14 protein-coding genes are annotated in these 18,105 nt (G+C 67.4%); 4 read left to right on the plus strand and 10 right to left on the minus strand.

From position 1 onward, the window contains the following. Positions 1-48 precede the first annotated feature (48 nt). Positions 49-1,032, plus strand: coding sequence for a bile acid:sodium symporter family protein (locus LN047_RS09700; RefSeq protein WP_056315950.1), 984 nt, complete (start codon positions 49-51; stop codon positions 1,030-1,032). A gap of 40 nt (positions 1,033-1,072) precedes the next feature. Here LN047_RS09700 and LN047_RS09705 read toward each other — a convergent pair whose 3' ends face one another. Together LN047_RS09705 and LN047_RS09710 are read right to left on the minus strand one after the other, a co-directional pair. Further along, positions 1,073-1,459: a Rieske (2Fe-2S) protein gene (locus tag LN047_RS09705; protein ID WP_373981609.1), complete on the minus strand. Its 387-nt coding sequence runs from the start codon at positions 1,457-1,459 to the stop codon at positions 1,073-1,075. A gap of 51 nt (positions 1,460-1,510) precedes the next feature. Next, positions 1,511-3,316: an ABC transporter ATP-binding protein/permease gene (locus tag LN047_RS09710; RefSeq protein WP_062841864.1), complete on the minus strand. Its 1,806-nt coding sequence runs from the start codon at positions 3,314-3,316 to the stop codon at positions 1,511-1,513. Between the two features lie 272 nt (positions 3,317-3,588). Between LN047_RS09710 and LN047_RS09715 the strand changes: the two genes are divergently transcribed. After that, positions 3,589-4,413: an aldo/keto reductase gene (locus LN047_RS09715; protein WP_223575138.1), complete on the plus strand. Its 825-nt coding sequence runs from the start codon at positions 3,589-3,591 to the stop codon at positions 4,411-4,413. 82 nt (positions 4,414-4,495) lie between these two features. Here LN047_RS09715 and LN047_RS09720 read toward each other — a convergent pair whose 3' ends face one another. Together LN047_RS09720 and LN047_RS09725 are read right to left on the minus strand one after the other, a co-directional pair. Next, on the minus strand, positions 4,496-4,699 hold the full coding sequence (locus LN047_RS09720) for a hypothetical protein (RefSeq protein ID WP_262760373.1): 204 nt from the start codon (positions 4,697-4,699) through the stop codon (positions 4,496-4,498). Continuing rightward, complete coding sequence (locus LN047_RS09725; protein WP_373981610.1) at positions 4,696-5,871, minus strand: PepSY-associated TM helix domain-containing protein; 1,176 nt, start codon at positions 5,869-5,871, stop codon at positions 4,696-4,698. The genes LN047_RS09720 and LN047_RS09725 overlap by 4 nt, the downstream gene beginning before the upstream one ends. Positions 5,872-6,062: 191 nt before the next feature. On the opposite strand from LN047_RS09725, the gene LN047_RS09730 reads away from it, so the two are divergent. After that, positions 6,063-6,776, plus strand: a complete 714-nt coding sequence (locus tag LN047_RS09730; protein ID WP_217617836.1) for a metallophosphoesterase — start codon at positions 6,063-6,065, stop codon at positions 6,774-6,776. Between the two features lie 62 nt (positions 6,777-6,838). Here the strand turns inward: LN047_RS09730 and LN047_RS09735 are convergent, their stop codons facing one another. Both LN047_RS09735 and LN047_RS09740 read right to left on the minus strand, forming a co-directional pair. Continuing rightward, the gene (locus LN047_RS09735; protein WP_062841860.1) at positions 6,839-9,457 is read right to left on the minus strand and encodes a penicillin-binding protein 1A; all 2,619 of its coding nucleotides are present in this window, start codon (positions 9,455-9,457) and stop codon (positions 6,839-6,841) included. An 85-nt stretch (positions 9,458-9,542) separates the two neighbouring features. After that, complete coding sequence (locus tag LN047_RS09740) at positions 9,543-10,370, minus strand: helix-turn-helix transcriptional regulator (protein ID WP_373981611.1); 828 nt, start codon at positions 10,368-10,370, stop codon at positions 9,543-9,545. 164 nt (positions 10,371-10,534) lie between these two features. On the opposite strand from LN047_RS09740, the gene LN047_RS09745 reads away from it, so the two are divergent. Then, the gene (locus LN047_RS09745) at positions 10,535-11,785 is read left to right on the plus strand and encodes an MFS transporter (RefSeq protein WP_373981612.1); all 1,251 of its coding nucleotides are present in this window, start codon (positions 10,535-10,537) and stop codon (positions 11,783-11,785) included. 17 nt (positions 11,786-11,802) lie between these two features. Here LN047_RS09745 and pgaD read toward each other — a convergent pair whose 3' ends face one another. From pgaD to pgaA, 4 genes are read right to left on the minus strand one after another with little or no spacing between them, the layout of a single operon-like run. Next, a complete protein-coding gene (pgaD, locus tag LN047_RS09750; protein ID WP_373981613.1) occupies positions 11,803-12,249 on the minus strand; it encodes a poly-beta-1,6-N-acetyl-D-glucosamine biosynthesis protein PgaD in 447 nt (148 codons plus the stop codon). Next, positions 12,246-13,583: a poly-beta-1,6-N-acetyl-D-glucosamine synthase gene (gene pgaC / locus LN047_RS09755; protein ID WP_373981614.1), complete on the minus strand. Its 1,338-nt coding sequence runs from the start codon at positions 13,581-13,583 to the stop codon at positions 12,246-12,248. The genes pgaD and pgaC overlap by 4 nt, the downstream gene beginning before the upstream one ends. Next, positions 13,580-15,613 (minus strand): poly-beta-1,6-N-acetyl-D-glucosamine N-deacetylase PgaB, encoded by a 2,034-nt coding sequence (gene pgaB / locus LN047_RS09760; protein WP_373981615.1) that lies wholly within the window; start codon positions 15,611-15,613, stop codon positions 13,580-13,582. Before pgaB ends, pgaC begins: the two co-directional genes overlap by 4 nt. A gap of 21 nt (positions 15,614-15,634) precedes the next feature. Further along, on the minus strand, positions 15,635-18,061 hold the full coding sequence (gene pgaA / locus LN047_RS09765) for a poly-beta-1,6 N-acetyl-D-glucosamine export porin PgaA (RefSeq protein WP_373981616.1): 2,427 nt from the start codon (positions 18,059-18,061) through the stop codon (positions 15,635-15,637). Positions 18,062-18,105: the final 44 nt, after the last annotated feature.

Here is an 18,105-nt window from a genome sequence, read left to right on the forward strand (position 1 = left end):
CAAGGGGCGCGCCTATAGTGGGCGCATTTTCTTCGACACGTCCCTGCCATGCGCCGCTTTCTGCCCGACCAATTCACGCTCATCCTGATCGCCACCGTGGCGTTCGCCAGCTTTTTCCCGGCGGTGGGCAAGGGCGCGACGTTCATGATGGTGGCCAGCAATGTGGCGATTTCGCTGCTGTTCTTCCTGCACGGAGCGCGGCTGTCCACGGACGCCATCGTGTCCGGCGTGAAGGACGTGCGCCTGCACGGGCTGATCCTGGCCTGCACCTTCCTGCTGTTTCCCGCCTTGGGGCTGGGTCTGCGCGCCCTGTTTCCCGGGCTGCTGACGCCGTCGCTGTGGCTGGGCGTGCTGTTCGTCTGCACGCTGTCTTCCACCGTGCAGTCCTCGATTGCCTTTACCTCGATGGCGCGGGGCAACGTGCCGGGCGCGATCTGCGCGGCGACGGCCTCCAACCTGTTGGGCACCGTGCTGACGCCGCTGCTGGTGGCCGTTTTGCTGCATCGCCAGGGCGGCGGGCATGGTCTGGCCGACGCCGGCCGCATCCTGTTGCAGCTGTTGCTGCCGTTCGCGGTGGGCAGTCTGCTGCGGCCGTGGATCGGGGCGTGGGCGCTGCGCAACAGCCGCACGCTGTCCAAGGTCGACCGCAGCTCGATTCTGCTGGCCGTCTACACCGCGTTCAGCGAAGCCGTCGCGCAAGGCATCTGGCACGCGTTTCCGGCCATCGACCTGGCCACGATGGTGCTGGTGAACGCCTTGCTGCTGGGATCGGTGCTGGTGATCACGACGTGGGGCAGCCGCAAGCTGGGGATGACCAAGGAGAACGAGATCACGCTGGTGTTTTGCGGATCGAAGAAGTCGCTGGCGTCGGGCATTCCGCTTGCGACGGTGCTGTTCGGCACGTCGCAGATGGGCGTGGTGGTGCTGCCGCTGATGATCTTTCATCAGATGCAGCTGATGGTTTGCGCGGTATTGGCGCGGCGCTATGCCGAGCGCGAGGAACCGGCGGCGGCGGTGCCGGCCCGGGCGTAAGGCCCCCGGCCTCCGCGCGGCGGGCCGCCTGGCGATGGGATCAGGCGGCTGCGTCCAGCGGCTGGATCTTGCCGGCGGGCTGCCAGAAGACGCTGCCGTCGCGCTCGGTGACGGCCAGCGTGGTCAGGCGTCCGTTCTTGCAGGGCCCGCCCACGCAAACGCCCGTGTCGGGCTGGTAGGTGGCGCCGTGGCGGGCGCACATGATGAGGTCGCCCGCGCGGGTGAAGAAGCTGCCTTCCCAATCGAGCTCCACGCCGATGTGGGCGCAGCGGTTCAGGTACCCATGCACCTGATCCTGGAAGCGCACGAAGAAGGCGGTGGTGCGGCCCGCGCCATCGGTCACGGGCACCTTCACGCCCAGGCCGCCGTTGACCAGGTCGCCGGCGGCGCAGACGAGCACTTCGGGAAGGGTGGGGGAATCCTGCATGGGAGACCTGGCTGTCAAAGGGTGCGATGTTCGGACAGGGGGCGCGGCTTGTCAATCCGCGGGCGCGGACCGTGCGCTCTCCTGCTGGCGTGTCCACATGCCGGCGTAGATGCCGCCCTGGGCGAGCAGTTGCGGATGACGGCCGCGCTCGACGATGCGGCCGTCTGCCAGCACGATGATCTCGTCCGCGTCGGCCACCGTGGACAGGCGGTGCGCGATGATCAGCGTACTGCGGCCCTGGCTGACCTCGCGCAGGTTGGCCTGGATCTCGCGTTCGGTATGGGTGTCCAGGGCGCTGGTGGCTTCGTCGAACAGGAAGATGGCCGGATTCTTGAGGATGGTGCGGGCAATCGCGACGCGTTGCTTTTCGCCGCCCGACAGCTTCAGGCCGCGCTCGCCCACCAGGGTGTCGTAGCCGTCCGGCATGGTCAGGATGAGGTCGTGGATGTGCGCCAGGCGCGCGGCGGCCTCGATTTCCGCTTCTGTGGCGCCGGGCCGCCCGTAGCCGATGTTGTAGCGGATGGTGTCGTTGAACAGCACGGTGTCCTGCGGCACGACGCCGATCGCCGCGCGCACGCTGGCCTGCGTGACGTCGCGCACGTCCTGGCCGTCGATCAGGATGGCGCCGCTGTCCGCGTCATAGAAGCGGAACAGCAGGCGCGCGATCGTGGACTTGCCGGCGCCCGAGGTGCCGACCACGGCCACCGTTTTTCCAGCGGGTATGGAAAAGCTGACGCCCTTCAGGATGGCGCGGCGCGGGTCATAGCCGAAATGCACGTCGCGGAATTCGACGGCGCCGCCCGAGACCTGCAGCGGCGTGGCGCCCGGGCGGTCGGCCACTTCGCGGTCCTGGCCCAGCAGCTCGAACATGCGCTCCATGTCGATCAGCGCCTGCTTGATTTCGCGGTAGATGAAGCCGAAGAAACTAAGCGGCGTGTAGAGCTGCAACAGGTAGGTGTTGACCAGCACGAAGTCGCCCAGCGTATAGCGGCCCTCGGCGATGCCGTTGGCCGCCATCCACATCACCAGCGTCAGCCCCACGGAGATGATGGCGGCCTGGCCCACGTTCAGGATCGACAGGCTGACCTGGCTGCGCACGGCGGCGCGTTCGTAGCGGGTGAGCGACGCGTCGTAGCGCCGGGCCTCGTGTTCTTCGTTGCCGAAATACTTGACCGTTTCGTAGTTCAGCAGGCTTTCGATGGCCTTGGTGTTGGCCTCGGAGTCGGTTTCGTTCATCTGGCGCCGGAACTTGGTGCGCCATTCGGTCACAGCCAGGGTGTAGGCCATGTAGAGGACGACCGTGGCGCCGGTGGCCAGCGCCAGCCAGCCGTCGAACATCTTCCACAGCACGACGCAGACGAGGCTGATTTCGAAGAACGTGGGCAGGATGTTGAACAGCAGGAACGACAGCAGCGTCTGGATGCCCTTGGTGCCGCGTTCGATGGCGCGGTTCAGCCCGCCGGTCTGGCGCGCCAGATGAAAGCGCAGCGCCAGGCTGTGCAGGTGACGGAAGATCTGCAGGCCGACGGAACGGATCGCATGCTGGCCGACTCGCGCGAAGATCGCGTCGCGCAGTTCGGAGAACAGCAGCGACAAGACACGCGCGGTGCCGTAGGCCAGGATCAGCCCGAGCGGCACGGTCACCGTGCCGGGCGCGCCCTTGCCCAGCTCGTCCACCGCCTGCTTGTACAGCAGGGGCACGTAGACGGTCGCAGCCTTGGCGGCGAACAGGCACAGCAGTGCCGCCACCACGCGCAGCTTCAGGCCGGTCTTGCCGGGCGGCCACAGGTAGGGAAAGAGGGTGCGAAGCGTGGCAAGACCGCCGCCCTTGCCGGGCCGCGTTTCAGGAGGATTCATGGGTCGGGATGCCGTGGTTGAGGCGGGCTCCACCAGGGGAGTTAAGCCGTTTGCAGGGCATTATGGGGCACCAGCGGTACTATTTGAGGCTTAACCCCTGGGCACGGGTGCACCTTAACCGGGGGCGTCAAGGCGGTATCGCGACACGGGCGCAGCGCGTCGGGCCCGTTTCTTTCTCTTCCAACCGGGGGGCCGGCCGGCTGCTCCCCTGGTTACGCGACCGGGCGCGTTTTCGCCGCGCCGCGGTGGCGTTGCATGCTATGGAGGGTCTTATGGCGAAGGTACCCGCAGTGAAATTGAACGACGGAGGCAAGATTCCTCAGTTGGGCCTGGGCGTGTGGCAGGTGCCTGACGATCAGGCCGCCTCCAGCGTGAAGGAAGCGCTGGCGGCAGGTTACCGGTCGGTGGATACGGCAGCCATCTATGGCAACGAGGCGGGCGTGGGTGCGGGCTTGCGGTCGGCCGGCGTGGCGCGCAAGGACCTGTTCATCACGACCAAGCTGTGGAACGACAGGCATGGCTACGACGACGCGCACAAGGCGATGGACGAAAGTCTGGAGAAGCTGGGCCTGGCGTACGTGGACCTGTACCTGATTCACTGGCCGGTGGCCGGCAGCGAGAAGTTCCTGGACGCCTGGCGGGCCATGATCGAGATGAAGGAAGATGGCCGCGCGCGATCGATCGGCGTGTCGAACTTCACGCAAGCGAATCTGGAACGCCTGATCGACGCGTCGGGCGTCACGCCCGCCGTCAACCAGATCGAGCTGCACCCCGGATTCACACAGACCGCGCTGCGGGCCTTCCACGCCCGCCATGGCATCGTGACCGAATCCTGGAGCCCGCTTGCGCAGGGCAACATCACGAAGGAAAAGGTGATCCTGGATCTGGCGCAAAAGCACGGCAAGTCGCCGGCCCAGGTGACGCTGCGCTGGCATCTGCAGCACGACCTGGTCGTGATTCCGAAGTCCATCACGCCAGCGCGGATCCGCGAAAACATCGACGTCTTCGACTTCGAACTGTCGCCGGCCGAGATGGCGGCCATCGACGGCATCAAGGAAGGCCCGCGGCTCGGGCCGGACCCCGAGAAGTTCGCGTAACGAGCGGCGCGGGCACGGCGGGCGCGGCGAGCGGGGCCGCGCGGCCGTCCTGGACCGCCCGATTGCGCCGGCAAGCGGCCGGCTAGTGATCGAGCGGGAAAACCCAGTAGCGCAGGATCACCACGAGCAGAATGGTGAGGGCAGTCCATGACGCCCAGTGCCACGCGCCGGTGCCCAGTAAGGCGGCCAGCAGACCGAAGATGCTGAGGGCGCCCAGCAGGATCGGCATGCCCCACACGAACAGGAAGCCGCGGCCGCCTTTGCCTTTGTTTTTGGACGGGCTCATGCGGGCGTCCTTTGCGGGGCGGCGGCTGCCTGGTGTTTCCTGATGAGGTCGTTGATGCGCGCCTCGGTGGCGCGGCGGCGGGCCAGCCACAGGTACAGGCCGCTCACCAGCACCACGATGGTGATCAGGTCGAGCAGCGCCCAGATGATCTTGAGCGGCAGGCCGCCGTAATCGCCGAAATGCAGCGGCCGCGAGACTTCCAGCGCGGTCAGGTACCACGGCATCCGCGCGACCGTCGTCAGTTCGCCGGTCCGGCCGTCGATCAGAACGGGCGTATTCAGCTTGGACGTCAGCGGCGTGTCGCCGCGCATCCAGGCGATGAAGTGTTGCGGGCTGCCGAAGGCGTTGCCGGGGAATGAAATGAACGAGACCTCGTTGCCGGGCATGGCCTTGCGCGCGGTGTCTGCCGCCAGTTGCGCCGATGCCAGCTGCGTGGGGATGGGCTGTCCCTTGTAGGGTTCCAGGACGCGCGGCAGTTCGGTGGACTGCCATAGCCGGAAGAGCGGCGTGGACAGTTCGTTGACGACGCCGGTGACGCCCACCACGAACGCCCAGACCAGCGTGACGATGCCCAGCAGGTTGTGCAGGTCCAGCCACTTCAGGCGTGTCGAGCGCGTGGCGCGCACGGTGCCGAATTCCAGTTTCTTCATGAAGGGGCCGTACAGCACGACGCCCGACACGATGGCCACGCAGAACAAGAGGCCCATGAAGCCCAGGAACAGCTCGCCCGCCAGCCCCGCGAAAAGGTCCACATGCAGCGCCAGCATGACGCCCATGAACGAAAACTTGTCTTCGGTGTAGAGCGGGCCGTCGAGCAGCACATCGCCCGTGCGCGCGTCCATGCGGATGGCATGGCCCGAGGCCTGCCCGTCGCCGGGCGTCTTGGCCATGCCGACGAAGACCTGCGGTTCGTCGGGGTCGAAGAAGAGGTAGTCGACGACCTCGTTCGGGTACATCTCGCGGGCGCTCGCCACAAGCTTGTCGAGGTTGGCGGGCGGCGTGCCGGCAGGCACCTCCGATAGGGGCTTGGCATCGTCCAGCCAGTGCTCGATCTCGTGATGGAACACGAGCGGCAGGCCGGTGAGACAGATGATCAGCAAGAAGATCGTGCAGACCAGGCTGGTCCATTTATGGACCAGATACCAGGTTTTGATGGTGGACGCGGCGGTCATGGCGACGGCGGGGGAGCGGCCAGGCGCTACCCCCTCAAGAACGGAACGGGAAAGGAGGAAACATTATCACGAACAAGAGCGATTCTCGTAACGCTATTTGACCCTTCCGGCGTCCGGGCTGGCCGTGGGGACAGAGCAAAGCGGGTTAAAAAGAAGGGTCAGATTTTTCCTTGCGGCATACCCGAAGCATCATGGAGCAGCGTTTTCTCAAGGTCCCGCGCAATGAAGCCGGCCGCGATTTTGCGGTGGGTGACGTGCACGGCCATTTTTCGCGTCTGCAACAGGCGCTGGATGAACTGGGGTTCGACCCCGTCTTCGATCGGCTTTTTTCCGTGGGCGACCTGGTCGACCGCGGGCCCGAGAACGAGGCCGCGCTGGACTGGCTGGAAAAGCCGTGGTTTTACGCGGTGCAAGGCAATCACGAGGACTACGCGATTCGCCACGTGCGCACCGGGCAAGTGGACGTGAAGAACTGGCGCGGTTACGGCGGCGGCTGGTTTCTGGATTTGCCTGCCGAGCGGCAAGCGGTGTTTGCCGAAGCCTTTACCCGGCTGCCCATTGCCATCGAGGTGGAAACGTCGTCGGGCGCGGTCGGACTGCTGCATGCCGATTGCCCGGTGCTGTTCTGGCCCCGGCTGGAGTCCGCGTTGCAGGACCGCTACAAACGCACCAGCGCGGCGTGCCAGTGGTCGCGCGACCGCCTGCGCCAGATGGACCGCACCGGCATCCTGGGCGTCAGGGCGGTGGTGGCGGGGCATACCCCGGTGGCATCGCCGCTTGCGCTGGGCAATGTGTATCACATCGACACCGAAGGCTGGAACGGCGGCTACTTCACCTTTTTGAATCTGGAATCCCTGCAGGCGTGGCCGCGCGAGGTCGTGACCGAGGCCGCGGCCGCCGAGTAGCGGGGGCGGGTCCCAAAAGAAAAACGGGCGCCGAGGCGCCCGTTTTGCGTGATGCGCGGCGATTACAGCGGCCGGGCGGTCACCGTACCGGGGCTGGTCACGGCGCTGGCGCTTACGCCGGCCGAGTCGGCCGGCGCGGCCGCGGCAGGCAGGGCCGGCGGCTGCACGCCGCCCGCGGCGGGCATGGCCTGCGCCTGCGGGCCAGGCGCGGCGTCCGCGCGCGGCACCGGGATCGGCATCAACGGCGGTTGGATCGGACTGTCTTGCGGGGCCGCGGCGCCGCCCGGAGGCAGCGGCTTGACCGAGGTGTCGACGCCATCCGTCGAGCGGTTGTTGTTCAGGAAATCAGTCAGCGCGTCGCCGGAAGACAGGTCCAGCGAGGCCACTGCCTGGCCGGGCGGGAATTCGGAGAAGTAGTACTCGCCGTTGTCCACCAGCAGGCCATCGGGACGGGGCGCCGGCTTGGCCTGCGGCACGTCCTTGAGCACGGGCTGCATGTAGTCCAGCCAGGTGGACAGCGCCAGGCCGCTGCCGAACTCGTTGGTGCCCAGCGACTTGGGCTGGTCAAAGCCCATCCACACCGTGGTGGCCAGGGTCTGCGTGAAGCCCGAGAACCAGACGTCGACCGCGTCGTTCGTGGTGCCGGTCTTGCCGCCGATGTCGTTGCGCTTGAGCACCTGGTGCGCGCGGGCGGCGGTGCCGTTGACGGTGACGTCGCGCAGGATGTCGTCCATGACCCAGGCGGTGCGCGGGTCGATGGCGCGCGCCTGCGCATCGCCGGCCACGACGGGTTGGGCCTTCATCAGCACGTTGCCGGAGCGGTCCGTGACGTGGTCGATGAGGTAGGGCGTCACGCGATAGCCGCCGTTGGCGAACACGCTGTAGCCATTGACGACCTGCAGCGGCGTGGCGCCGCCCGCGCCCAGGGCAAGCGGCAGCACGGCCGGCCAGCGCGACTTGTCGAAGCCGAAGCGCGTCAGGTAGTCCTGGGCATATTGCGGGGAGATCGCCTGCAGGATGCGGATCGACACCATGTTCTTGGACCGCATGAGGCCCTGACGCAGGGTCAGCATGGGTTCGTACTTGTTGCCGTCGTTCTTGGGCTGCCAGGCCTTCGAGCCCGTCTGCTCGGCCGTCAGCATGAAGGGCTGGTCGGAAATCTGCGTGGCGGGCGTGAGGCCCCGTTCCAGCGCGGCCGCGTAGACGAACGGCTTGATGTTCGAACCGGGCTGGCGCCAGGCCTGCGTGACGCGGTTGAAGTGGCCGCGATTGAAGTCAAAGCCGCCGATCATGGCGCGGATGGCGCCATCCTGCGGCACCATCGATACCAGCGCGGCCTGCAGCGCCGGCATGTTGATGATTTCCCAGTTGTCGCCGTTCTTGTGGATGTAGACGACGGAACCGCGGCGGATGCGCTGGGTGTCGCTGGCCTTGGGATTGAGCGCGCGGGCGACAACCGCCAGGGCCTTCTTGTCCGAGATCGTGATGATGTCGCGTCCGCTGCGCGCCACGGTGACTTCGGTGGGGCTGGCGGCCAGCACGACGGCGGCGAGCAGGTCTTCGCTGTCGGGCGACTTTTCCTGCACGCCATCCAGGACCTCGTCGAGCGCCTGCGGATCCTTTTCCACGCCGTCGGGCAGGTCGACCTGGTCTTCCGGACCCGGATAGACGGCGCGGCGCGTGTAATCGATGATGCCGTCGCGCACGGCGCGGTAGGCGGCTTCCTGGGCCTTGGAATCGATCGTGGTGTAGACGTCGATGCCCTGCGAATACGTGTTTTCCTGGAAGACGCCGTACATCAGCTGGCGGGCCAGCTCGGCCGGATAGTCGCCATGCACCGCGAAGCCGCGCGCGCTGCTGCCGTCCGAGCCGCGGATCGTGAGGCGCTGGTTCAGGGCCTCTTCGGTCTGCTCCGGCGTCAGGTAGCCCAGCGTCTTCATGCGGCCCAGCACGTAATGCTGGCGGATTTCCGCGCGCGGGAAGTTGGTGATGGGGTTAAAGCGCGAGGGCGCCTTGGGAATGCCGGCCAGCATGGCGGCTTCGGCCGGGGTGACCTCCGACAGCGGCTTGCCGAAGTACGTGCGCGAAGCGGCCGCGAAACCATAGGCGCGATGGCCCAGGTAGATCTGGTTCATGTAGAGCTCGAGGATCTGGTCCTTGGTGAGCTCGGATTCAATCTTGAACGTCAGCAGCAGTTCATAGAACTTGCGCGAGTAGGTCTTTTCCGATGACAGATAGAAGTTGCGCGCAACCTGCATCGTGATCGTGCTGCCGCCCTGGGACTTGGAGCCCTTGACGATGTTGGTCAGCACGGCGCGCGCAACGCCCATCCAGTCGACGCCGCCGTGGCTGTAGAAACGGTCGTCCTCGGCCGCCAGCACGGCTTGGCGCATTACCGGGGGGATCTCGTCGAAACGCAGCACATTGCGGTGCTCTTCGCCGTATTCGCCGATCAAGACCTTGTCCGCGGTGTAGATGCGCAGCGGCACGCGCGGCCGGTAGTCGGTCATCGCGTGCAGGTCGGGCAGGCTGGGCCACGCCAGGGCCAGCGCGAGGCCGAGCAGGATGGCGCCGCACACGGCTGCGCCGGCGGCTGCGATGCCCGCTTTGACCAGGAGAGGTTTCCAGGGGAGGCCCGATTTGCCGCCCGGGTTGGCGGAGGATTGCTGGGGGGTGCTCATTGCAGGCGATTCTAGGTCAGAACGCTATAGACCGCCCAGAACGCAATAAGGTTTCGGTAACGAAATCTGCCCGCCCAGGCGGAATTCAGCTTGCATTCAGGTGCTGCGCGGCGCCGGGGACGGATTGCAGGTAACGCTGGGGCGGCGCGCCGAGCGCGCGGTGGAACATCGCCGAGAACGCGCTGGCGCTGCGGTAGCCGAGGTCGACGGCGATCCGAGCCACCGGCACGCCCAGCGACAGGCGGCACACGGCGTCGGCCAGGCGCACCTGCTGCACCCATTGCCGGTAGTTCAGTCCCAGTTCGCTTTGAAACAATCGGATCAAGGTGCGGCCGCTGGCGCCGACCTCGCTGCCCCAATCGTCGATGCCGCGTTGCAAGCCGGGTTGGTCCAGGATGGCCGCGCAAATGGCTTGCAGCCGCCGGTCGCGTGGCCAGGGGATCTGGATGGGTACGACGCGGGCGGCGGCCAGTTCGGCCAGGATCAGCCCTGCAATCTGCTCGATCCGTCCCCCGAGCGGGTAGTCGATGGGTTCGGCCGTCAGCGCCAGGATCAGTTCGCGCAGCAGGCCGCTTACCTCGATGACCTGGCACTGGGGCCAGTAGCCTTTTGCCGCCTCGGCCTGGATGTAGAGCGAACGCATGGAGACCGCGCCCACCATGTCCACGCCGTGCGGCACGCCCGCCGGCACCCAGAGCGCGCGCAGCGGCGGCAGGGCCCAGAAGCCGCTGGGCGTGGTGACGCGCATCACGCCGTCTATGGCGTAGATGAGCTGCGCGCGGGGGTGCGAATGCGAGCCGGTCTGTGCGCCCGCGGGAAATTCCTTGGCCATTGCCGTCACGACCCGCGGCCGGTGCTGGTAATCCTGGGCATCGATGCTGCGTGCGGGATCGGGGGCGGGACGCATGACCATCGTGTCACTTCCGGCAAAAGGATGAAGGGGCGCGCAAAAGCGCAATGCGCCTATTTTGTCACTTTGGCGACGAAAATTGGCAGATCGCGCGGGCGCTGCATTTCTACACTGGAGCCCTGATCCCGGCGCCCGGCCGGCCGTCCTTCAATCTTCTTGCGCGACCCATGAACTCCGCCCAGCAATCCGCCGCCGGCCTGGCTGCCACCCCCTCCGCGGCACCGGCCGCTTCATCCGATCCCTCCACCGCCGATCCCTCCACCGCCTTCAAGGTGTTGGGCGCCATCAGCGTGGCGCATCTGATGAACGACATGATCCAGTCGATCCTGCTTGCCATCTATCCGATGCTCAAGGATTCGTTCAGCCTGACGTTCACGCAGATCGGCCTGATTACCCTGGTCTACCAGCTTGCCGCGTCGCTGCTGCAACCCTTCATCGGCTTTTACACCGACCGGCATCCCAAACCGTACTCGTTGCCCGTGGGCATGGGGTTCACGCTGGTGGGCCTCTTGCTGCTGTCGATGGCGCCGTCCTTCGGCTGGCTGCTGGTGGCGGCCGTGCTGGTGGGCACGGGCTCGTCGGTGTTTCACCCCGAGTCGTCGCGGGTGGCGCGCATGGCGTCGGGGGGGCGGCACGGGCTGGCGCAGTCGCTGTTCCAGGTGGGCGGCAATGTGGGATCGGCGCTGGGACCGCTTCTGGCCGCGCTGGTCATCATTCCGCACGGGCAGGGCAGCGTGGCGTGGTTCTCGGTGGCGGCGCTGTTCGGCATCGGGGTGCTGATGTGGATCGGCCGCTGGTACAGCGCCAACCGCGTGCTGCTCAAGCCGCGCGCGCGCCGCGAGGGCGCGGACAATGGGCTCACGCGCCATCAGGTGATGGGCGCGTTGGCGGTGCTGGGCGTGCTGGTGTTCTCGAAGTACTTCTATCTGGCCAGCCTGAACAGCTACTTCACCTTCTACCTGATCGACAAATTCGCGCTGTCGGTGCGCGAGGCGCAGCTGTATCTCTTTCTGTTCCTGGCTGCCGTGGCGGTGGGCACCGTCGTGGGCGGACCGGTCGGCGACCGCATCGGCCGCAAGATCGTGATCTGGGTGTCGATCCTGGGCGTGGCGCCTTTCACGCTGATGCTGCCGCACGCGAACCTGTTCTGGACGGGCGTGCTGGTGGTCATCATCGGCGTGGTGCTGGCCTCGGCGTTCTCGGCGATCGTGGTCTATGCCCAGGAACTGGTGCCGGGCAAGGTGGGCATGATCGCGGGCCTGTTCTTCGGTTTTGCGTTCGGCATGGGCGGCCTGGGCGCGGCGGTGCTGGGCAAGCTGGCCGATGCCACCAGCATCGGCCATGTCTATCAGCTATGCGCCTATCTGCCGCTGCTGGGCGTCGTGGCCATCCTGTTGCCGAAGATGCGGCGCGTGTAGGGCGTGCGCGAAGGACATCAGCCTGCGCGCAGCGATTGCAGGCGCGGCAGGCGGTGGTCGATGCCCTCGATCTGGCCCGCGCCGCCGTGGTGGATGACGGCCACGCGGGTGGCGCGCAGTTGCGCCAACTGCTCGGCGCTGACCGCAAAGCTCTTGGCCAGCCGCTGGTCGGTGAGCGCCCGGATCGGCTTGCGGCGGTCCTTGCCGCTAAAGCGGCGGTGGTTGTAGAGCGCCCACGCCACCAGGACCGCGGCGTTGACCACGGCCAGCAGGGCATAGCCCCACAAGGTTTGCACCGTCGGCAGAAAGACCGGCAGCAGCGGCGCCTCCGGGCCGTCGGCGGCCCCGCGCAGGATCGCCAGGATGCCAGCGCCAAACAGGTAGATGAAAGCGAACCAGCCGAAGGCGGTCAGCGCAAGGTCGAACAGATAGCCCGCGCGCGAGCGTTGCGTGGTGATGATCATGATGCGTCCGGTGATTTGATGCCGCGGTCGGGGCTGGTCCAGCGGGCGCGCTGGGCCTGCTTGCGCAGCATGACCTTGGGGAAACTGACCAGGGTGGTGAACAGGCTCACCATCCAGTAGGCCAGCGGATACCAGATGACCCAGTACAGCGAGCGCGCCAGGCCCGGCTCGTAGCGGCGGTCGATCAGGATGCTGACGGCAAATTGCAGCAGGCAGACGACCGCCAGCATCATGCCGGTGAAGGCGGGCGGCAGCAGGCTGGCGATCTGCATGTTGTTGGGCAGGGCGACGATCTGGCTGACCAGCCACAGCACCACGGACAGCGCAAAGGCGAACGCCCAGGCGGTCGACAGGCAGAACTCGGCCATCAGCGGCCACAACCTGCGATGGCGCCAGTTCCAGATCGAACGCAGGTTCTTCAGGAACACTTCCGCGCCGCCCTGCGCCCAGCGCAGCCGCTGCTTCCACAGCCCCCGCAGCGTTTCCGGCATCAGGATCCAGCACAGCCCGCGGGGTTCGTAGAAGATGGACCAGTGGTCGCGCTGCAGCTTCCAGCTGATGTCGATGTCCTCGGTGATCATGTCCAGGCTCCAGTAGCCCGCGCGGTCCAGTGCGACGCGCCGGAAGGCCGCGACCACGCCCGACACCGTGAAGACCTGGCCGTACACGCGCTGCGTGCGCTTGATGAGCCCGATGATCGACGAGAACTCGCCCACCTGGATGCGCCCGATCAGCGTGGAGCGGGTGCGGATGCGCGGGTTGCCCGTGACGGCGCCCACGCGCGGATTGTCGATCAGCGGCGCGACCAGGTAGGCGGCGGCATCGGGGTCCAGCAGGGCGTCGCCGTCGATGCAGACGAGGTACTCGCTGCGTGCCGCCAGCGCGCCCATGCGCAGCGCCATGGCCTTGCCCTGGTTTTGCGCCAGATGCACCACGCGCAACCGGGGATGGACGGCGGCCAGGCGGTCCAGCAGCACATCCGTGCCATCGGTCGACCCGTCGTTGATGGCGATGACCTCGATGTGCGGGTAGTTCTGGTTCAGCGCCGCGAGCACGGTTTCTTCGCCGTTGTCGGCTTCGTTGAAGCAGGGCACCAGGATGGACACCAGCGGCGAACCGGCCAGTTCGGGCGGGTCGCGCTCGGGCCCCCAGGGCCAGTGGCGCTCCCAATGCCACCAGAAGTAGATGCCGCCCGCCATCCACATGCCGGACATGAACAGGGGGTAGAAGAACACGAAGCCCAGCAGCGCTTCGCCGGTCAGCATCAGGGTGAAGCCGAACGGCGCGCCAAGCACCGCGCACAGAATCAGCAGGGCAATCAGTCGATCAGTCATGGGAGGGGATACCAGGCTTCGGAGAGGGCGGGCCGGATGTCTTGCAACCGGGGCTGGTCTTGCGAAAAGTCGTCGGGGTAGTAGCCGAAGCTGCGGGCGCCGCGCAGTTGCAGGCGCCGCATCCAGCCGGCCAGCACGACCGTGTCCACGGGCGTGGCTTCAGGACGGTCGGGACCGGTGCGCCAATCGCGGCTTTGCAGTTCGAACACGGTCCGGGACAGCGCGCCGGGCCGGCGGGCGACAGCGTCGACCAGCTCGTCCAGCCACGCGTTTTCCTTGCCGGGCGCCACGTTCTCCATCAGCGGCATCGCCATCGGCGCGGTCCAGTCGTAGGCGGCCAGAAAGTCGTCCAGGTTCTGCGCAAACCACGTCTCGCTGTCGGGATTCAGGATGGGCTGCGCGTAGAGGTTGCGTGCGGTCTTGATCTGCGGCCCGCGCACGGCACGCACTTTTTCGGCGAGCGCCGCGGTGAAGTCCACCAGATAACGGCTCTTGAAGCGGGTCCAGCGCTGCATCGTGTCCGGATCCGCGCGCAGGTCGGCGATGCGGTCCGGCAGTCCGGCCGCGCGATACGCGGCCAGCGCGCCCGGGCTGGCGTCTTCGAAGTCGGACAGCAAGGCGTCATCGTGGAACAGCAGCCCGTCGAAGATCGCGTAGCGCGCCAGGTCTTCATAAACGTCGCCGATGCGCGTGCGCACGGTGGCGTCGAACGGGGACAGGCGCCGGTACTGGCCGGCGTCGGGCGCCGCCTGTCCGGTGTCCGGATCCCAGCGCGCAACGCGGGGCAGCGACGGGTCCATGTCGAAGGCCAGCACAGGCATCCACGCGTAGACCATCACGTTGGCGCGGTTGTGCAGCTGCCACGCCGCGCGGTTGAAGAGGTCGGCGCGCATCGGCAGCCACCGGTTGGGAAAGTACAGCGACTTCACCAGCCCATCGCCTTGCGGATCGGAATAGGCCTGCAGGAACACCGTGTTGATCTGCATGTCCAGAATGCGTTGCACCAGCACGCCTAGGTTGCGATCGGTCTGCTCGGGGTCCGGGTCGTAGACGTAATCCAGGTCGATGTGCGCCACGCGCATGAAGGGGGCGGCCTCCATGCCCGCGACGCTGTTGGCAAAGGACTTGAGCGCCGGATCGCTTGCCAGCAGCATGCGGGGGGTGGACATCAGGCGGGCAAGCCGGCCCGGTCCGTCTTCCAGCGTCAGCGCCATCTCGTAGCCGTTCTCGGCCGCAATGCGCAGCGTCGACCCGCCTTCCGCGCCGTAGGGCCATACCCAGACGCGGGGCTTCTTGCCGGTAGCGGCGCGGATCTTGTCGGTGATGGCGGCCACGTCGCGGCCCATGCGGGCGTTGAACTGCGCTTCGGTTTCGTACTGGCCGGTGCGCGCATCGTAGGCCCGGATGGCGGCAGCCGGTTCCGTGTTGCCTTGCGGATTGGCAAGCGCGCCGTAGTGCGAGGCGTCGGTATGCGCCGCGATTTCCACCAGTCCCGACCGCGAGATCTCGCGGATCTCATCCCAGTTCAGAAAGCGCTTGCGCGCCTCGGGACTGCCGCCAAAATCCACCGGACGATTGGACGGCGTGTCCATCCACGTGCCCACGGGCGCCAGCAGCGCTGGCCAGCCATAGGCTTTCAGGATGGGCAGCACGCGGGTACGGAAGCTGCGGTAACCGTCGTCGAACGACAGCAGCACGGCACGGTCGGGCAACGGTTTTCCCCCCTGGCGGGCCGCCAGGATCTGGTCCACCGATACGGCCTGGTAGCCGTTGGCGCGCAGCCAGGCCAATTGCTCGGCCAGCCGGTCCGTGCGGACGCTGAGAAATGCCTGATCGGGATCGTCGTCTTCGACGTCGTGGTAGGCCAGGGCCAGGAATTGTCCATTGACCCAGGGCAGGTCGACGGCCGCGACGGGGCGGTCGGCGGGCGCCGTGTAGACGGGAATGTCCTTGGCGCACGCCGTCAGGATCAACATCAAAAGGAGCAGCAAGCCGGCCAGGATCAGCCGGACAGGAAGTTTGAGCATCATGTCGTTTCCGAAAAGGCCAGGTCAGAAGCGGTAGGCAAGGTCGAACACGACGCGCAGTTCGCGCTCGCGCTCGCCGTCATAGGGGCGGCTGGTGCCGGTCACCATGAAGCCCATGTCCAGGACGTCGTTGGCGCGGTAACGCTGGCCGTAACCCAGCGCCAGGACACCGCCCGTGCCGTAGCCTTGCTGGCTGTAGGCGCCGGCGCCCAGCGTGCCGATCTGCTCCCACGCGCTTTCGTAGCGGCGGTGCAGGGTGTGGGTCACCCGCACGGCCGGCAGGGCCATGAAGTCGGCGCTGGGATTGAAGTAGGGCGCGTTGTCGCGGGTATTGCGCTGCGTCGACAGGCCAAGCTCCAGGTCGGCTTTCAGGTGCGGCGCGGTGTAGACGCGCTCTCGGCCGGCTAGGCCGAATTCCCACCTGCTGTTGCCGTCGCTGAAATGCGACGGGGCGGCCGACAGGGTCCACTCGCGCCGCTCGTCGGCGCGCCAGCGCACGTAAAGGGACAGCCCGTTGGACGAGATATCGTTGGTCAGCGCGCGCAGCGGCGTGTCGCGCGACAAGATGGCGCCCGAGCCGCCGACCTGCCAATGGTCGTTCAGATCGTAGGCGGCCGACAGCCGCACGCCGGGCTTCACGCCGTGCCCGTAGTCGTTGGTGGAGACTTCGCCCTCCACCGTCAGGTCGCGCACACGCCATTGAACGCCGGTGCGCAGCCAGCGGTAGTTGCCGCGGCCTTCCTCGAAATCGCCGGCGGCGTAACCGCCGCCGCCAAAGACGCGCCAGTCGTAGCGCAAGGGCGGGGAGTACAGCACGGCGTCAATGCCGAAATCGCCGTTGCCGGTGACCGGGCTGTCCGAGGCCAGCCCGCGGTACCCGCTGATCCGCAGTTCGGCTTTGCGATGCACCGCCCATTCCCGGGCGAGGCGCCGACTGGTCAGGTTTTCCGGCGCGCGCGTGATCGTGTCGGCGGACAAGGCCTCGGCCTGCCGCCATTCCTGCAGGTCCATCGCGGTAAAGCCCTGGCCGTTTTCCACCGCAATGTTGCGCGGCGCCAGCGTCTCGGCCAGCTTCAATTCAATTTCCGACGCGCGGGGCAGGGAGCGGGCGCGATGGACGGTGGCCAGGTCGCTGCGCAGGCCGGAATTGTTGGGCGCCTGCCGCACCATGTCGGTCAGGCGCTGGTTGGCCTCGGGCGTGTCGTCGGCCTGAAGGCGCGCGGCGGCCAGGGTCTGGCGGCTTTCCAGGTTCAGGTCGTTGGGCATGCGGGTGGCCTGGCCCTTGTAGTAGAGCCACGGGGCGTAGCCCGACTGCACCGCGTCGGTGACGGGGGGCGTCTCGTCGAACTGCTCGCCTTCGGCCAGGGCGTAGTAAAGGCCCGTCTGGGTGGCCAGGCGTTGGCCGGGATCGTCGCCGGGCGCGGCGTCGCTGGCGGCGACTTGCCGGTACAGGTCCCGGGCGCGTTCGGGCTGGCGCAGGTACAGATAGGCGGAGGCCACATCGGAGAGTGCGTATCGCGGCACCTCCACGCCCTCGTCCAGCAACGCTTCGTATTCCTGCGTCAGCGCCTCCATCTGCACCCGGGCGTGCAGGGCGTGCAGCCGGTCGATGCGCGCACGCAGCACGTCGGCGCGCGCCTCGTCGCCGACCGCGCGCCAATCGGCAATTGCCGAGGCGTAGCCCGCCAGGGCCCGGTCCGCGAGGGCGAACCGTTCGGCCTCGCCGCGCGCGGGCATCGCGGACAGGCGCGCCAGTTGCGCCAAGGCGTCGGCCTGCAAGCCGCGCAATTCGGCGGCGGTAAACAATGTTTGATAGCGCCGGGCCCAGTCCCACGCCACGTCGGCCATGCGGGCGCCTTGCAGCGCCCGGACGTACTCGCGCACCACGTAGGGGGTGGCGGGCGCCACCGCCAGCGCCTGATCGGCCTGATGCAATGCCTCAAACGGGAGGGACTGGCGCGCGTAGACGTAGCTGAGCGCCAGCCGCGCGTCGGCGTCGCGGGGCTGGCGGGCGATGCGCTTTTCGCCCGCGGCGATCGCGGCGGGAAAGTCCCCGGCGTCGGCAAGCGTCATGATTTCACCAGCCGCGAACGCGGGCTCGCCGGGATGGTGGCGGATGCCCGCGCGGTAGCCCGATAGCGCCTGCGGCCAGCGCTGCAGGTCGCGATAGGCCCTGGCCACGGCAAGCTGGACGGTGGCGGGCAGCGTCGCGCCCGCGGGCAGGGATTCGTAGGCGGCGATGGCTTCGGCGGGCTTGCCCGCCCAGCCCGCGATGACGATCCGGTCGTGGACCGCTTGCACTCGCCCGGCGCTTCCTTGCGCGCGAAGCATCGCCAGCGCCGGTTCGTAGTCGCCGGCGCGGGCGCGCTCGATCAGCGCATCGTAGCTGTCCGGCGGGCCGGCAAGCGCCAGCACGGGCGCCAGCAGCGCGCCCGCCGCCATCACATTCATTCTGGGTCCGACGGCGTGAGGCCGCCTGGGTCGTTCGATTGGCA

Source organism: Achromobacter sp. JD417, from assembly GCF_041879325.1.
GTDB classification, from domain to species: domain Bacteria; phylum Pseudomonadota; class Gammaproteobacteria; order Burkholderiales; family Burkholderiaceae_B; genus Achromobacter; species Achromobacter mucicolens.

Coding starts and splice junctions, on each gene's coding strand:
- LN047_RS09720 (WP_262760373.1), bottom strand. CDS start 4,699: ATGAGCCCGTCCAAAAACAAAGGCAAAGGCGGCCGCGGCTTCCTGTTC.
- LN047_RS09715 (WP_223575138.1), top strand. CDS start 3,589: ATGGCGAAGGTACCCGCAGTGAAATTGAACGACGGAGGCAAGATTCCT.
- LN047_RS09735 (WP_062841860.1), bottom strand. CDS start 9,457: ATGAGCACCCCCCAGCAATCCTCCGCCAACCCGGGCGGCAAATCGGGC.
- LN047_RS09745 (WP_373981612.1), top strand. CDS start 10,535: ATGAACTCCGCCCAGCAATCCGCCGCCGGCCTGGCTGCCACCCCCTCC.
- pgaC (WP_373981614.1), bottom strand. CDS start 13,583: ATGACTGATCGACTGATTGCCCTGCTGATTCTGTGCGCGGTGCTTGGC.
- pgaB (WP_373981615.1), bottom strand. CDS start 15,613: ATGATGCTCAAACTTCCTGTCCGGCTGATCCTGGCCGGCTTGCTGCTC.
- pgaD (WP_373981613.1), bottom strand. CDS start 12,249: ATGATCATCACCACGCAACGCTCGCGCGCGGGCTATCTGTTCGACCTT.
- LN047_RS09700 (WP_056315950.1), top strand. CDS start 49: ATGCGCCGCTTTCTGCCCGACCAATTCACGCTCATCCTGATCGCCACC.
- LN047_RS09740 (WP_373981611.1), bottom strand. CDS start 10,370: ATGGTCATGCGTCCCGCCCCCGATCCCGCACGCAGCATCGATGCCCAG.
- LN047_RS09730 (WP_217617836.1), top strand. CDS start 6,063: ATGGAGCAGCGTTTTCTCAAGGTCCCGCGCAATGAAGCCGGCCGCGAT.
- pgaA (WP_373981616.1), bottom strand. CDS start 18,061: ATGAATGTGATGGCGGCGGGCGCGCTGCTGGCGCCCGTGCTGGCGCTT.
- LN047_RS09725 (WP_373981610.1), bottom strand. CDS start 5,871: ATGACCGCCGCGTCCACCATCAAAACCTGGTATCTGGTCCATAAATGG.
- LN047_RS09710 (WP_062841864.1), bottom strand. CDS start 3,316: ATGAATCCTCCTGAAACGCGGCCCGGCAAGGGCGGCGGTCTTGCCACG.
- LN047_RS09705 (WP_373981609.1), bottom strand. CDS start 1,459: ATGCAGGATTCCCCCACCCTTCCCGAAGTGCTCGTCTGCGCCGCCGGC.